Source organism: Enterobacter cloacae complex sp. P38RS, from assembly GCF_014930775.1.
Classification (GTDB): domain Bacteria; phylum Pseudomonadota; class Gammaproteobacteria; order Enterobacterales; family Enterobacteriaceae; genus Enterobacter; species Enterobacter bugandensis.
In genome coordinates, this window is sequence record NZ_JADBRS010000013.1 from 117,424 (window position 1) to 132,962 (window position 15,539).

At 56.8% G+C, this 15,539-nt stretch carries 12 protein-coding genes; 3 read left to right on the top strand and 9 right to left on the bottom strand.

Annotation, left to right across the window (positions count from 1 at the left end; genetic code table 11):
- Window positions 1-17: 17 nt before the first annotated feature.
- The 3 genes from feoA to greB all read right to left on the bottom strand — a co-directional run bounded on the left by feoA (window position 18) and on the right by greB (window position 3,426).
- Window positions 18-245 carry a ferrous iron transporter A gene (gene feoA / locus IM303_RS15545; RefSeq protein WP_193360073.1) on the bottom strand — a complete coding sequence of 76 codons (228 nt, stop codon included), beginning with the start codon at window positions 243-245 and terminating at the stop codon, window positions 18-20.
- 290 nt (window positions 246-535) lie between these two features.
- Entirely contained in the window at window positions 536-2,866 is a 2,331-nt protein-coding gene (locus IM303_RS15550; protein ID WP_193360074.1) for a Tex family protein, read from the bottom strand.
- Between the two features lie 86 nt (window positions 2,867-2,952).
- The gene (gene greB, locus IM303_RS15555; protein WP_014885539.1) at window positions 2,953-3,426 is read right to left on the bottom strand and encodes a transcription elongation factor GreB; all 474 of its coding nucleotides are present in this window, start codon (window positions 3,424-3,426) and stop codon (window positions 2,953-2,955) included.
- Between the two features lie 228 nt (window positions 3,427-3,654).
- Between greB and ompR the strand changes: the two genes are divergently transcribed.
- Both ompR and envZ read left to right on the top strand, forming a co-directional pair.
- Window positions 3,655-4,374: a two-component system response regulator OmpR gene (gene ompR / locus IM303_RS15560; protein WP_001157751.1), complete on the top strand. Its 720-nt coding sequence runs from the start codon at window positions 3,655-3,657 to the stop codon at window positions 4,372-4,374.
- Window positions 4,371-5,717, top strand: a complete 1,347-nt coding sequence (gene envZ / locus IM303_RS15565) for a two-component system sensor histidine kinase EnvZ (protein WP_028014672.1) — start codon at window positions 4,371-4,373, stop codon at window positions 5,715-5,717. The genes ompR and envZ overlap by 4 nt, the downstream gene beginning before the upstream one ends.
- Before the next feature lie 90 nt (window positions 5,718-5,807).
- On the opposite strand, the gene pckA is transcribed toward envZ, so the two are convergent.
- The 5 genes from pckA to IM303_RS15590 form a co-directional block, all read right to left on the bottom strand.
- Entirely contained in the window at window positions 5,808-7,427 is a 1,620-nt protein-coding gene (gene pckA, locus IM303_RS15570) for a phosphoenolpyruvate carboxykinase (ATP) (protein WP_045259359.1), read from the bottom strand.
- A gap of 356 nt (window positions 7,428-7,783) precedes the next feature.
- Window positions 7,784-8,668, bottom strand: a complete 885-nt coding sequence (gene hslO / locus IM303_RS15575; RefSeq protein ID WP_161495995.1) for an Hsp33 family molecular chaperone HslO — start codon at window positions 8,666-8,668, stop codon at window positions 7,784-7,786.
- 18 nt (window positions 8,669-8,686) lie between these two features.
- Window positions 8,687-9,088 carry a ribosome-associated heat shock protein Hsp15 gene (hslR, locus tag IM303_RS15580; RefSeq protein ID WP_028014669.1) on the bottom strand — a complete coding sequence of 134 codons (402 nt, stop codon included), beginning with the start codon at window positions 9,086-9,088 and terminating at the stop codon, window positions 8,687-8,689.
- Window positions 9,085-9,768 carry a GMP/IMP nucleotidase gene (gene yrfG / locus IM303_RS15585; RefSeq protein WP_028014668.1) on the bottom strand — a complete coding sequence of 228 codons (684 nt, stop codon included), beginning with the start codon at window positions 9,766-9,768 and terminating at the stop codon, window positions 9,085-9,087. Before yrfG ends, hslR begins: the two co-directional genes overlap by 4 nt.
- Window positions 9,769-9,835: 67 nt before the next feature.
- Entirely contained in the window at window positions 9,836-11,971 is a 2,136-nt protein-coding gene (locus IM303_RS15590; RefSeq protein ID WP_028014667.1) for an intracellular growth attenuator family protein, read from the bottom strand.
- A 322-nt stretch (window positions 11,972-12,293) separates the two neighbouring features.
- Here IM303_RS15590 and nudE point away from each other — a divergent pair, with 322 nt between their 5' ends.
- A complete protein-coding gene (gene nudE, locus IM303_RS15595; protein WP_048998977.1) occupies window positions 12,294-12,854 on the top strand; it encodes an ADP compounds hydrolase NudE in 561 nt (186 codons plus the stop codon).
- A 79-nt stretch (window positions 12,855-12,933) separates the two neighbouring features.
- On the opposite strand, the gene mrcA is transcribed toward nudE, so the two are convergent.
- Window positions 12,934-15,486, bottom strand: a complete 2,553-nt coding sequence (mrcA, locus tag IM303_RS15600) for a peptidoglycan glycosyltransferase/peptidoglycan DD-transpeptidase MrcA (protein ID WP_028014665.1) — start codon at window positions 15,484-15,486, stop codon at window positions 12,934-12,936.
- Between the last annotated feature and the right edge of the window lie 53 nt (window positions 15,487-15,539).

Here is a 15,539-nt window from a genome sequence, read left to right on the forward strand (position 1 = left end):
CCGAAACCGCTGGCTTGTTAACGGGATAAAGATTCAACTTCAATTAATGCGAGGTCTTTTTTGCGCAGAACCAGATTTACGCGCCGGGTTTCGATATGAACAGGATCGCCCAACGGCGCCACACGCACGACCTGGAAGGATGAGCCGGGCAGCATGCCAAGTGACAGCAGCTTCTGTCGATAGGCCGGGCTAATTTCGCGGGTAAAACCGGTAATTTTCCATGCAGTGTCTGGAGTGAATTGCATAATGCCTGATTCCACGAGAGGTTAAATAATCTACACTGCGATGATAATGAGAATAGTTTTTATCAGCAATAATAAAAATGTGACGGGATGTTGTTAATCGTATTAATTTGCGGTCTGATTGACCTTGCTCAATATTTGCAGAATTACCCGGGAAGGAATAAAAAGCGTATTTGTTAATGGAGTGATAAATAGCGGTTTAAATATGGGTGTGCAATCGGTTTCATATATTTCGAGAGGATTTTATTCCCCTCTCCCTTTTGGGGAGAGGGTTAGGGTGAGGAGGGGTTACCTTAGCGTTTCTTACCCATCGCCGCCGCCAGCGCGTCCATCATCGCGCTGTTGCCCGCAGGCAGCGCGTCACGCCCGCGCGGTTTTGTGGCTTTCGTGGCCGGACGCTGCTGCTCGCGGCCTCCGCCGTTGCCGCCACGGCGCGCGCTGGTGTCGCCCGGCTGCTCATCCAGACGCATGGTCAGGGCGATACGCTTGCGCTGCAGATCCACCTCCAGCACTTTCACCTTCACGATGTCGCCCGCTTTGACCACGGTGTGCGGGTCTTCAACGAACTTGTCGGCAAGGGAAGAGATATGCACCAGACCGTCCTGGTGCACGCCGATATCCACAAACGCGCCGAAGTTGGTGACGTTGGTCACCGCGCCTTCCAGCACCATGCCCGGCAGGAGATCGTTCATGGTCTCGATGCCGTCAGCAAAGGTCGCCGTTTTGAACTCAGGACGCGGATCGCGGCCCGGTTTTTCCAGCTCTTTGATAATGTCGGTAACGGTTGGTACACCAAATTTGTCGTCGGTGAAATCAACGGCTTTCAGGTTACGCAGAGCGCTGCTGTCGCCCATGAGATCCTTCAGCGCCTGCTGGGTGGCGGCCAGGATGCGTTCCACAACTGGATACGCTTCCGGGTGAACGGTAGAGGCATCCAGCGGGTTATCGCCGTGGTTGATGCGCAGGAAGCCCGCGCACTGCTCAAACGCTTTCGGCCCAAGACGGCTCACTTTAAGCAGCTGCTGACGGTTCTGGAACTGGCCATTCTCATCGCGCCAGGCGACGATGTTCTGCGCCATCATGCGGGTTAACCCCGCCACGCGGGTCAGCAGGGGAACGGAGGCGGTGTTCAGGTCCACGCCGACGGCGTTTACGCAGTCTTCCACGACCGCGTCCAGCTTGCGCGCCAGCTGCGTCTGGCTCACGTCGTGCTGATACTGGCCCACGCCGATGGATTTCGGATCGATCTTCACCAGCTCCGCCAGCGGATCCTGCAGACGACGGGCGATGGAGACCGCGCCGCGCAGGGAAACGTCCAGGTCAGGGAATTCCTGCGCCGCCAGCTCAGAGGCGGAATAGACCGATGCGCCCGCTTCGCTGACGATCACTTTCTGTGCCGTCACTTTCGGGAACTGCTTTTGCACGTCGAGGTAGAAACGCTCGGTTTCGCGTGATGCGGTGCCGTTGCCGATAGCGACCAGCTCGACGTTGTATTTTTCGCACAGCGCCGCCACCACGACGGCCGCTTTCGCTGCCTGGCCGGTGTGCGGATAGATGGTGTCGGTAGCGACCAGCTTGCCGGTGCCGTCAACAACGGCGACTTTTACACCGGTACGCAGACCCGGATCGAGCCCCATGGTGGCGCGCAGGCCCGCAGGAGCGGCCATCAGCAGGTCATGCAGGTTACGGGCGAAGACGTTGATCGCTTCGTCTTCCGCTCGCTCGCGCACGGTGCCCATCAGCTCGGTTTCCAGGTGCATCAGCACCTTGATGCGCCAGGTCCAGCTCACCACGCCTTTGCGCCAGCTGTCCGCCGGGGCGTTGTTCAGGCGCAGGCCGAGATGGTCGATGATAATCTGCTCGCAGTGGCTCTCTTTCGGCGGCTCGTCAAACTGCGGGTCGGCGTTCAGGGAGAGCTGGAGCACGCCTTCGTTGCGGCCGCGGAACATCGCCAGCGCGCGGTGAGACGGGGTGGTCGAAATCGGTTCGTGGTGATCGAAGTAGTCGCGGAACTTCGCGCCTTCTTCCTCTTTGCCCGCGACGACGGTAGAGACGATGTGGGCGTTCTTCCACAGGTAATCACGCACTTTGGCCAGCAGGGCGGCGTCTTCCGCGAAGCGCTCCATCAGGATGTAGCGCGCGCCGTCCAGAGCGGCCTTGGTGTCAGCGACACCTTTGTCGGCGTCGACGAATTTTGCCGCTTCGGTTTCCGGGTCGTGAGATGGCTCATTCCACAGCAGCTCTGCCAGCGGCTCAAGGCCCGCCTCAATCGCAATCTGCCCGCGGGTACGGCGCTTCGGTTTGTACGGCAGATAGAGATCTTCGAGTTCGGTTTTGCTCAGGGTGCCGTTAATGGCGCTTTCCAGCTCGCTGGTCAGCTTGCCCTGTTCGCCGATGGATTTGAGGATCGCCTGACGACGTTCTTCCAGCTCGCGCAGATAGCCCAGGCGGGTCTCCAGGTTACGCAGCTGCGTGTCATCCAGACCGCCTGTGACTTCCTTACGATAACGTGCAATAAACGGCACGGTGTTCCCTTCATCAAGCAGGCGAACGGCAGCTTCTACCTGTTCGGCTCTGGCCTGAAGTTCACCCGCAATAATGCGGCAGAGCGAATCTTTCATCATGGCTTTATCATCTTGTGGGTCAAAAATCAGGGGATAGTTATACGGGCTGACACGGCAAAATGCCAGCCGGGGAGGGCGCTCTCGGACTATTTTACGTAGACGATCTCATTGACGTACCAGCTGGCTTCACCGGCTGGGGTCTGAACGACGGCTAAATCGCCCACTTCCTTTTTCAGCAGCGCGCGGGCCATCGGGGAGTCGATAGAAATGTAATCTTTACGACCAAAAATTTCATCGTAACCGACGATGCGAAAACGCAGGGTGTCACCATCGTCGTTTTCAATCTCCACCCACGCGCCGAAGAACACTTTGCCCTCCTGCTGCGGGGAGTAATCGACGATTTTTAGATTCTCAAGACACTTCGTCAGATAGCGTACCCGGCGGTCAATTTCACGCAGCCGCTTCTTGTTGTACTGATAATCAGCATTTTCGCTGCGATCGCCCAGGCTTGCCGCCCAGGTCACCTTTTTGGTTACTTCAGGACGCTCTTCGCGCCACAGGTAATCCATCTCTTTTTTGAGCTTTTCGTACCCTTCGCGGGTGATCAGGGGCGTTTTCATGGTGCTGCCTTTGCTGCCGGTTCTCTGTTTTGCGCACAATACGTACCACACAGTGTAACAGACAGGATTAATAATGATTTATGTGATGAAATGAACAGATAAGCTGCTGTTAAATATGCTTTGTAACAATTTCGACTAGAATTTATACCAGAATTAACTGGTCGAATACGTGCACTTTTTTAGAATACGCTGTTACAAAGACTATCCGAACCTTTGGGAGTACACACAATGCAAGAAAACTACAAAATTCTGGTCGTGGATGACGACATGCGCCTGCGCGCGCTGCTTGAGCGTTATCTGACCGAGCAGGGCTTCCAGGTTCGTAGCGTCGCGAACGCTGAGCAGATGGACCGTCTGCTGACCCGCGAATCTTTCCATCTGATGGTTCTCGACCTGATGCTGCCGGGTGAAGACGGGCTTTCTATCTGCCGCCGTCTGCGCAGCCAGAGCAACCCGATGCCGATCATTATGGTGACGGCGAAGGGCGAAGAAGTTGACCGTATCGTAGGCCTCGAAATCGGCGCCGATGACTACATTCCAAAACCGTTTAACCCGCGCGAGCTGCTGGCGCGTATTCGTGCCGTGCTGCGCCGTCAGGCGAATGAACTGCCGGGCGCACCGTCCCAGGAAGAAGCCGTCATTGCCTTCGGCAAGTTCAAGCTGAACCTCGGCACGCGCGAGATGTTCCGCGAAGATGAGCCAATGCCGCTCACCAGCGGCGAGTTTGCCGTACTGAAAGCGCTGGTCAGCCACCCGCGCGAGCCGCTTTCCCGCGACAAGCTGATGAACCTGGCGCGCGGTCGCGAATACTCCGCAATGGAACGCTCCATCGACGTGCAGATCTCCCGCCTGCGCCGCATGGTGGAAGAAGATCCGGCGCATCCTCGTTATATTCAGACCGTATGGGGTCTGGGCTACGTGTTCGTTCCGGACGGCTCTAAAGCATGAGGCGAATGCGCTTCTCGCCGCGAAGCTCGTTTGCCCGCACCCTCTTACTGATCGTCACCCTGCTGTTCGTCAGCCTGGTGACGACCTACCTGGTGGTGTTGAACTTTGCGATTCTGCCGAGCCTCCAGCAGTTTAATAAGGTCCTGGCCTACGAAGTGCGTATGCTAATGACCGATAAGCTGCAGCTGGAGGACGGTACGCAGCTGGTTGTTCCCCCGGCATTTCGCCGTGAAATCTACCGTGAACTGGGCATTTCGCTTTACTCCAATGAAGCGGCGGAAGATGCTGGCCTGCGCTGGGCGCAGCACTATGAATTCCTCAGCCAGCAGATGGCGCAGCAGCTGGGTGGCCCGACGGAAGTGCGCGTTGAGGTCAACAAAAGCTCGCCCGTCGTCTGGCTGAAAACCTGGCTGTCACCCAACATCTGGGTACGCGTTCCGCTGACTGAAATCCATCAGGGCGATTTCTCGCCGCTGTTCCGCTACACCTTGGCGATTATGCTGCTGGCGATAGGCGGCGCGTGGCTGTTTATCCGTATCCAGAACCGACCGCTGGTCGACCTGGAGCACGCGGCGCTCCAGGTCGGTAAAGGCATTATTCCTCCTCCACTGCGCGAATATGGTGCCTCTGAAGTGCGTTCAGTAACGCGCGCGTTTAACCACATGGCGGCAGGCGTTAAGCAGCTGGCGGATGACCGTACGCTGCTGATGGCCGGCGTCAGTCATGACCTGCGCACCCCGCTAACGCGTATTCGTCTGGCGACGGAGATGATGGGTGAAGAGGACGGTTATCTCGCCGAGTCTATTAACAAGGACATCGAAGAGTGTAACGCCATTATCGAGCAGTTCATCGACTACCTGCGCACTGGTCAGGAGATGCCAATGGAAATGGCCGATCTGAACGCGGTGCTGGGCGAAGTGGTGGCCGCAGAAAGTGGTTATGAGCGTGAAATTGATACTGACCTTCAGGACGGTGAAATTCAGGTTCGTATGCACCCGCTTTCCATTAAGCGTGCGGTGGCCAATATGGTGGTTAACGCGGCGCGCTACGGTAACGGCTGGATTAAGGTTAGCAGCGGGTCTGAACTCAACCGCGCCTGGTTCCAGGTGGAAGACGACGGCCCGGGCATTAAGCCCGAGCAGCGTAAGCATCTGTTCCAGCCATTTGTACGCGGCGATAGCGCGCGCAGCACCAGCGGAACGGGCTTAGGCCTGGCGATTGTGCAGCGTATTGTGGATAACCATAACGGGTTGCTGGAGATTGGTACCAGCGAGCGGGGCGGGTTGAGCATTCGCGCCTGGTTGCCGGTTCCGGTGACGCGAGGGCAGGTGAAAGAGGGATAGTGCGGTCTGATGCCCTCACCCCGGCCCTTTCACACGGGGAGAGGGAGAAAACATTAAAAAAGGCAACTTTCGTTGCCTTTTTGCTTTTACCTACAGCTTCGGACCCGCGCTCACCAGCGCTTCACCTGCCGGGGTATCGGTGTACTTCTCGAAGTTCTCGATAAACAGCTTCGCCAGCGATTCCGCCTTCTCGCGCCACTGTTCCGGCGATCCGTAGGTATTGCGCGGGTCGAGGATACGCGTATCCACACCCGGCAGTTCCGTCGGAATGGCCAGATCGAACATCGGCAGCGTGAAGGTTTCGGCGTTATCCAGAGAACCATCCAGAATGGCGTCGATAATGGCGCGGGTATCTTTGATGGAGATACGCTTGCCGGTACCGTTCCAGCCGGTATTCACCAGGTAGGCCTGCGCGCCGGATGCCTGCATGCGTTTCACCAGCACCTCAGCGTATTGCGTCGGGTGCAGCGAAAGGAATGCCGCGCCGAAGCAGGCGGAGAAGGTTGGGGTTGGCTCCGTGACGCCACGCTCGGTACCCGCCAGCTTGGCGGTAAAGCCAGAGAGGAAGTGGTACTGCGTCTGGCTGGCGGTCAGGCGGGAAACCGGTGGCAGCACGCCGAACGCATCCGCCGTCAGGAAAATCACCTTCGTGGCATGGCCCGCTTTTGACACCGGCTTCACGATGTTGTCGATGTGGTAGATCGGGTAAGAGACGCGGGTGTTTTCGGTTTTAGACGCATCGTCAAAGTCGATAGAGCCGTCGGCACGTACGGTGACGTTTTCCAGCAGCGCGTCGCGGCGGATCGCGTGGAAGATATCCGGCTCGGCCTCTTCAGACAGGCGAATGGTCTTCGCGTAGCAACCGCCTTCGAAGTTAAACACCCCGTCATCGTCCCAGCCGTGTTCGTCATCGCCAATCAGACGGCGTTTTGGATCGGTGGAGAGCGTGGTTTTCCCGGTGCCGGAAAGACCGAAGAACACCGCTACGTCGCCTTTCTCGCCGACGTTCGCCGAGCAGTGCATAGAGGCAATACCGCGCAGCGGCAGCAGGTAGTTCATGACCGAGAACATCCCTTTCTTCATTTCGCCGCCATACCAGGTGCCGCCGATCAGCTGAATACGTTCGGTCAGGTTGAAGGCAATGAAGTTTTCGGAGTTCAGACCCTGCTCTTTCCACTGTGGGTTAGTGCATTTCGCACCGTTCATCACGATGAAGTCAGGTGTGAAGTCCTGCAGCTCTTCGTCGGTCGGACGAATAAACATATTCTTAACGAAATGCGCCTGCCAGGCCACTTCGGTAATGAAACGCACGGAAAGGCGGGTGTCGGCGTTAGCGCCGCAGAAAGCGTCGACAATGAACAGACGCTTACCGGAAAGTTGATGGGTGACGAGCCCTTTCAGATGCTGCCAGGTTTCCGGGGAGAGCGGTTTGTTGTCGTTCTTCCCTTTGCCCTTGTCAGCCCACCACAGCGTATCGCGGGTAGTTTCGTCTCGGACGATATACTTATCTTTCGGCGAACGACCGGTAAAGATACCGGTATCGACGGCGATAGCACCAAGGTTCGTCAACACACCGCGCTCGTATCCTTCCAGTGCTGGATTGAGCTCTTCCTGATACAGCGTATCGTAATCGGGGTTGTAGACCACTTCCTGGACGTCGTGAATACCATAAGCCTTGAGATCTTGCGGGGTTAAACCAGTAACACGCATATCACTGCTCCTTAGCCAATATGTACTGCCTGAAATTGTAGGGTTTTTCTGGGGATGTTAACCGCGACGGGGCTCATAGATTTGTGCATCTGGATAAAACCCTTACTAACGGAAAACGCTGCGACTCCAGTCACAGTGCAGGCGGATTATCGCAGGAATCGCTTTTTGGTTGGGGAAAATGTTCCGAAAAGGTTAAGAGGTGGTGATTTTATCGGAGAGAATGTGAATGTAATCGCATACATGTAAGAAAATTACGTAAGAGTTACATAGGGAAAACGATTCAGCTTTTGGGGGATTTTTGCCCCTCACCCTAACCCTCTCCGCAAAGGGGAAAGGGCAGGGTGAGGGGTAGCGTATTAATGAACCTGCGGATCCGCCGGAGAGGCATTATTGCGGATTTCAGCGATATCCATTGAATTGAACACGTAGTGCGTACCGCAGTAGTCACAGTGCATATCAATTTCGCCGTCTTCAGCCATGATGCTGTCGATCTCTTCATCAGGCAGAGTTTTCAGTGCGCCAGCGCAGCGCTCACGCGAGCAGGTGCACTTAAACTCCACGGACTGCGGATCGTACACGGTCACTTCTTCTTCGTGGTACAGACGCCACAGCACGTCGGTCGCCGACAGGTTGAACAGCTCTTCCGCCTTGATGGTTTCGGTCAGCGTCGCCAGATGCTCAAAGTCATTGGTCTGCGCGTCCTGCGCTGGCAGAACCTGCAGCAGCATGCCGCCCGCAGCAGGCTGGCCGTCCACTTCACCGGTACGGATGAACAGACGCGTCGGCAGCTGTTCGGAGCGCATGAAGTAATCTTCCAGGCAGGCTGCCAGGGTATCGCCTTCCAGACCGACCACGCCCTGATAGCGTTCACCTTCCTCCGGGGAGATGGTGATCACCAGGTAGCCATTGCCCACCAGCGTTTTGAGATCAGCATTTTCAGGAACGTCGCCCTGAACGCGCGCTACGCCGCGCATCTGCTGCTGGTTATTGCCGTTGATCACCGCCAGCGTCATCGGGCCGTCACCCTGCAGCTGCACGGTGATATCACCGGCAAACTTCAGCGTTGCGGTCAGCAGGCTGGTGGCAACCAGCAGTTCGCCCAACAGGGTCTTCACCGGCAGCGGGTAGTTGTGGTTTTCCAGAATCTGTTTCCAGGTTTCGGATACGGTGACCAGCTCGCCGCGCACGGCGAATTGTTCAAACAGATAGCGGTGTAATTGGTCGTGTTGGGCCATTTTCATCTCTCGTGCGGGTGAGGGTTACTCGCTCTCACCGTGTTTAAATTTCATCAGATCGCGGCGCTCTTTTTTATCCGGTCGCCGGTCCGGGTGGGGCATGGTCAGCGCATTCATTTTGCGCGCCAGCGCGGTCTTCTCGCGCTTTTCAACGCTTTCAGCCGTCTCTTCGTAAAGCAGTACGGCTTCCGATGCGGGCCGCCGCTGTTCGGTAATGGCTTTAATCACTACCGTACGTTCGTCGTTGCCCTGGCGCAGCGTTAAGGTGGCGTTCAGCTCAACCAGCTTGCTCGGCTTGCTGCGCTGGCCGTTGTAATGCACTTTACCGCCGTCAACCATTTCACGGGCAAGGGCGCGCGTTTTATAAAAACGGGCTGCCCACAGCCATTTATCCAGTCTTACCCCATCTGAGGGCTTTTCTTTCATGGCGTCTCCTTCACGGTCAGTGAGGGGATCATCTGGCGGTAGTCGTTCAGTCCCGGATGGCGCAGATAGCTTTTTTCAGCCAGGCCAGAGTCAGGATTAGTGACGCCCAGACAGTAGCGAATGCCAAACGTTGCCGCAGAATCCAGAATAGGCTCGCTGTCGTCAATGAACAGCGTGCGCTCCGGCTGCAGGCCGGTCTCTTCCTTCACCGCATGCCACAACCGCTGATCCTCTTTCGGATAACCAAATGTGTGGGTGGAAAGTAATAAATCAAGGTGCGACGCCAGTCCCGTATGCTCCAGCTTCACGGCCAGGTTATGTGGATGCGCGTTAGTCAGCAAAATACGGCGCTTGCCGCTTGCTTTCAGCGCGTCCAGGAAGGGAACCGTATCTTCGCGCAGCACGGCGCGTGGTCCCTGGGCAGTGGTCATGGCACAAATATCCAAACCGAGGCGCTCGCTCCAGTAGTCCAGACAGTACCAGTTTAGCGTATGTTGCACCGCGCTATATTGCGAACGAATGAACGCCTGCGCTTCTGCCGGGGAGATACCCTGCTGCTCACCATAGGTTTCCGGCACCAGCTTTTGCCAGAAATAGTTATCAAAGGCGAGATCGAGCAGCGTGCCGTCCATATCCAGCAGAACGGTGTCGACCTGCTGCCAGTCGATATCAAGATGCATAGGGGGGAACTCCAGCCAGAAGAAACGTGCGCGACAGGGTAGCACATCTTGTCGCGCAACGACGTTATCAGATCAGGCTCTCAGAGGAGGGGATCAGCTTAGGATTGAGGCAATTCTCATAATATTGCTGGATCTCCGCCAGACGCGTGCGGGAGCGCTGGTAGCGGCGCAGGGCCATAAAACCGTTCCAGAAAATGGCGATCAGCATGGCGATCATCAGCAGAGAGGTGCCAATGTAACGCCACAATCCTGCGCTGTCCGGCATCCGGTGCAGGCCGATATGGCGCGTGCCGTTGGCGTCGGTGTAGATGCTTGTGACAATCCCTTCGGCACTGAACGGCGTTTGCATCAGCATCTGCGCCAGACGCTGGAACTGGCTCCACTGCTCCTGGGCCGGGTAGTCATAAAGCGCTACCTGCGGGTAAGGCTGATCGACCAGGTCGCTGCCTTCATCGCTGGCAATCACAAAGCCGCCCGGTGCCGGACTGTTGAGCGCCTGAGCCGCCCGGGTGGTTTCGCGCATCATAAACGGCGATGTCGAGGTGGCGACCAGGTTATCAAGCGATTCCGCGCTGACCGGACGCAGCAGCACGTTGACGCCATCAAGTCGTCCCGCCTCGGCGCGTTTCACCAGCGAGTCCCAGTCTTTACTGTTCCCGAGGTTAACCAGCGCGTTCTTGAGGCGTATGCACTCATCCTGCGAGGAGCATAAGTCCTGGGTTTTCAGGACAATGTCGCCAAAATCATCCAGCAGAATCATGCCTGATTTCTGGATGGCGGAACGCAGCGCGGGGCTGACGCGTGAATCATCGTCCGGTTTCGGGTGCAGCTGGCGGTTGACCGTCTGGGTCAGCGCCGTGGCTTTATTCACCACTTCGGATTCCGGCAGCGGCAGCGGCGGGGCGTCGTTCCAGATAATTTGCGAACAGTCGAACGGCGTGAACGGTGAATTCTGGCGCGTGTTCCACGCCCCCGGGGTATGGATATTACACATTCCGGTGCCTTTCAGGCGCAGCGTATCGCCCACCCGTACACCCGCTTCATCGAGCTGGTTGACGCTGGTCGCCTCGATGGTCTGCGCGCCTTTGATCCACGACAGGGTAAATTTGATGGGCATATCCAGCGGCACGAAAAGCAGCAGCATGATAAACACCAGCCCGGCGCCGGCGGCGATGACCGTGCTGCGGAGCCAGTGCTGAAGCGGGAAATTTTTCACTTCATCATGCAGGGATAAGAAGCGCCCCTGTCGCACAACGTGGCGGTCAAGATAGATATCAATATCGGTTTTCTGCCCTAAATCCTGCGCAATCCACGGTTGCCAGTGGCGCGGGTAGATCAGGTCGATAATCCCGAGTGAGATATTGTTGAGATGCTCCTGATCGTTCTCACCGAACAGGCCCCAGCGCTTTGGCGTGCCGCGCAGGCAGTGGATCTCCCGCAACGAGGTTTTTGCCGGCGGGGCAAAGAGCCCCCACAGCCCGGCCGCAAGAAGCAACACCGCGCCACCCGCCAGCCATGGGACAAAGACGTCCGGCGTCAGCAGGCAGACAAAAAAGAGCAGGAAAGCGGCAACGATCAGGATGGCTTCACGAATACCGTCCGGACGGCTCAGGGCGTACTCTTCATGCGTCTCCTGACGAATATTCAGTAGCTCAATTTGCTCGGTCTCTTCACCACGAATAGAGGCCTGCGTTGAACTCGCGCGTTCCAGCGCAAAGCGCGGGGCTTCGTGAAGATAGTCATTCAGGGTATGGCCGTTGAGCGAGATCACCAGCGGCAGCGAATCGGTGTGAATCAGCTCAACGCTGTTTTCGTCGTTGATGTACTGCTCCCAGGACGGAGGCAGATGCACCTCAACCGAATCCAGGTAGTAGCGCCACTTGTTGGGGTCGTCAGTCGTAATGCCGTAGCGCGTGATGGAGCGCGTCACGCAGAGCACGGTGTCACTTTGCGCGTTAAGCTTAAGCGCGACAGGCGCAGTCGTGGCTCCCGTCGGCCCAGGCGTTAACTGAGAACGGTTCAGCGTTTCGAGATAGTTTTCAACTGCATCGCGCTCGTCTTGCGTCAGTTTACGCGTTGTCGCACCCGCGAAGGCATTTAAAAAGGGCAGCCGGTAACGGCGCTGTATGCGTCGCCTGTACAGCCACCCTGCAATCAATGCGCTGACCAGCATAGCAGCGAGAACAATCAAAATGGTGCTCATGCTTTCCCCATCTTACTTATCTTACAGGTGTAGTCAGTAGCACCTTTACATTGAATGAGAGTCTGTGGCTGGCTATCTGCAAGTATGGAGTCGAACTTGAGCATTCTAAAGCGCATCCCAGTGACCGGTGATGATAGCAAAGCCTGTCATGGCGCGATATCAGCAAATTCCTGGAAACATTTCAACCTCTTGACATTTGTTTTGAATTGAGGATTGATCCCTGCTACGTTGCATAAATGTAAATAAAGAACAATTGACATTGCCGAAACCGTGCGGCATATCGCACAATAACGTCAGTTCACACTGCTAAGACCCCATCAAGATGAGCAAACCACTACAAAAACCCACCATTCTGCACGTTGAAACTGTCGCCAAATCGCGCCTGTTTAACGTCGAGAGTGTGGATCTGGAGTTCAGCAACGGTGTGCGTCGTGTTTATGAGCGTATGCGCCCCTCTTCGCGCGAAGCGGTGATGATTGTCCCTATCGTCGACGATCATCTGATTTTGATCCGTGAATACGCCGTGGGGACGGAATCTTACGAGCTTGGGTTCTCGAAAGGGCTCATCGATCCGGGTGAAACGGTCTTTGAAGCAGCAAACCGCGAGCTGAAAGAAGAGGTGGGTTTTGGCGCGAACGAACTGTCGTTCCTGAAAAAGCTGAGCATGGCGCCGTCCTATTTTTCCAGCAAAATGAACATTGTGGTGGCTGAAGATCTCTATCTTGAATCGCTGGAGGGAGATGAACCAGAGCCGCTGCCGCAGGTTCGCTGGCCGCTGGCGCATCTGATGGATCTGCTTGAAGACCCTGACTTTAACGAGGCTCGCAACGTGAGCGCGCTGTTCCTGGTTCGCGAGTGGCTGAAGGGGCAAGGGCGGCTGTAGGCCATAAAAAAGCCGGGTGGCGGCTTCGCCTTACCCGGCCAGCAATTCTTTGCCCGGTTTTTTCCGGGCATTTTTATGCTTAAAACAGCTCGTGCGTCTCGCCGTTATCAATAATCTCTGTACCCACCTCATGCACCGCCTGTGTGGTTGGCTGCGTACCTTCGATGAAATACTCGGCACGGCTATTACCGCCGTTAGCGAGCTGGCCGGTGCTGCGGTCAATATTGACCGTCACCACGCCCGGTGGCGGCGTCAGCGGCTGCTCCGGCACGCCTTCAAGAACGGATTTCATGTAGGCATCCCAGGCCGGCTGCGCGCTTTTGGCGCCGCCTTCGTAGCCGGAAATCTGATCTTTAATCGCGCCGGATGCCGTGGTACGGCCTAAATCACGGCGATGATCGTCGAAACCGATCCAGACTGACGTCACCACACCCGGCCCATAGCCGGAGAACCACGCATCCTTCGAGCTGTTAGTTGTCCCGGTTTTACCGCCGATATCATGGCGCTGCAGATCGCGTCCTGCTCGCCAGCCGGTACCCTGCCAGCCGGGTTCACCGAAGATGTTGGTGTTCAGCGCGCTCTTGATCAGGAACGCCAGCGGCGTGTTGATCACGTGCGGGGCGTACTCCTGCGCGCCGGTTTGCGCCACCAGCGACTGGTTAGCCTGCTCCAGCTGCGGCTGCGGCAAGACGATATTTGGCTGCTCCTGAGAAACGGCAGGGTCTTCCATGTCCTTGTTTTCGAGCACCTCGGATTTCGGCGTGTTGCCGTAAATAACCGGAATATCACACTCAGGGCAGGCAATTTTCGGCTTCGCTTCAAACAGCACGCCGCCCTGGTCGTTCTCGATTTTGCTGATGAAGTACGGGTCAACCAGGAAGCCGCCGTTGGCCATCACCGAGTATCCACGGGCGACCTGAAGCGGCGTAAAGGAGGCTGAGCCCAGCGCCAGCGACTCGGTGCGAACGATGTTCTGAGCCGGGAAGCCGAAGCGCTGCAGGTACTCTGCCGCATAGTCGACGCCCATCGCGCGCATGGCACGCACCATCACCACGTTTTTCGACTGCCCCAGACCCTGGCGAAGACGAATAGGACCGGCATACTCCGCAGGAGAGTTCTTCGGCTGCCAGTCGGAACCGGCACCGGCATCCCAGCGGGAGATCGGCACGTCGTTAAGGATGCTGGCAAGGGTCAGTCCCTTATCCATTGCAGCCGTGTAGAGGAACGGCTTGATGTTGGAACCCACCTGACGCAGCGCCTGGGTGGCGCGGTTAAATTTGCTCTGGTTGAAATCGAACCCGCCGACCAGCGCCATTACCGCCCCGTTCTGTGGGTTGATGGAGACCAGAGCCGAGTTCACATCCGGTACCTGCGCCAGCCACCAGGCATCGCCTGACTTGCGCACCCAAATCTGCTGCCCGGCCTGCACCACGTCGGTCACCTTGCGCGGCGTTGGCCCCTGCAGGGTGTCCGAACGGTATGGACGCGCCCAGCGAATACCGTCCATGCGCAGGGAGACAGACGTGCCGTCCGCCAGCGTCGCAACGGCTTCCTGAGGATCGGCCTGCGTCACTACGGCTGGAAGGAGCGGACCATAGGTTGGCAGCGCTTTCAGCGTGCTGGTGATTTTTTTGCTGTCCCATGCGCTTTCGCCCACTTTCCAGAGCACGTTCGACGGTCCGCGATAGCCGTGACGCATATCGTAGTCCATCACGTTATTGCGCACCGCGTCCTGAGCCGCCTGCTGCACTTTACGGGTAACGGTGGTGTACACGCGATAGCCATCTTCATAGGCCTTGTCGCCATAACGACTCACCATCTCCTGGCGCACCATTTCGGTCAGATAAGGGGCAGAGAAGGCGATCTCAGGGGCGTGATAATTGGCGTCAATGACGTCGTTACGCGCCTGGTCGTACTCGCTCTGGCTGATATAGCCTTCGCTCAGCATACGTGACAGGACGACGTTACGTCGTGAAGTAGCGCGATCGAGCGAGTAAAGCGGGTTAAACGTGGACGGCGCTTTTGGCAGACCGGCAATGGTTGCCATTTCGCTTAGGGTGAGCTGTTCAACAGGCTTACCGAAGTACACCTGCGCGGCTGCACCCACGCCATAGGCTCGGTAGCCCAGGTAGATTTTATTGAGGTACAGCTCAAGGATCTCGTCCTTGTTCAGCAGCTGCTCAATACGGATCGCCAGGAACACCTCTTTGATCTTACGCGTCAGCGTCTTTTCAGGGCTGAGGAAGAAGTTACGCGCCAGCTGTTGCGTAATGGTGCTCGCCCCCTGGGAGGCGTGACCGGAGAACAACGCAATGCTTGCGGCACGGAAAATCCCGACCGGATCGACACCGTGGTGCTCGTAGAAACGGCTGTCCTCCGTGGCGATAAAAGCTTTCACCATCACGGGGGGAATTTGGTTTAAGGTCAGCGGGATACGACGCTTCTCGCCATACTGCGCCATCAGCTCGCCATCGGCGCTATAGACCTGCATTGGGATCTGGAGACGCACATCGCGGAGCGTGGCGACATCAGGTAGCTGTGGCTCAATATATTTGTACAAACCGTAAATCGAGCCTGCTCCCAGCAGAATGCAACAGACTGCAAGGATGAATAAATACTTTACGAACTTCACCGGAGATTTCCCATTTGGTTTCACTTGGGCAGTTTCTAAACAATCGCGCGGTA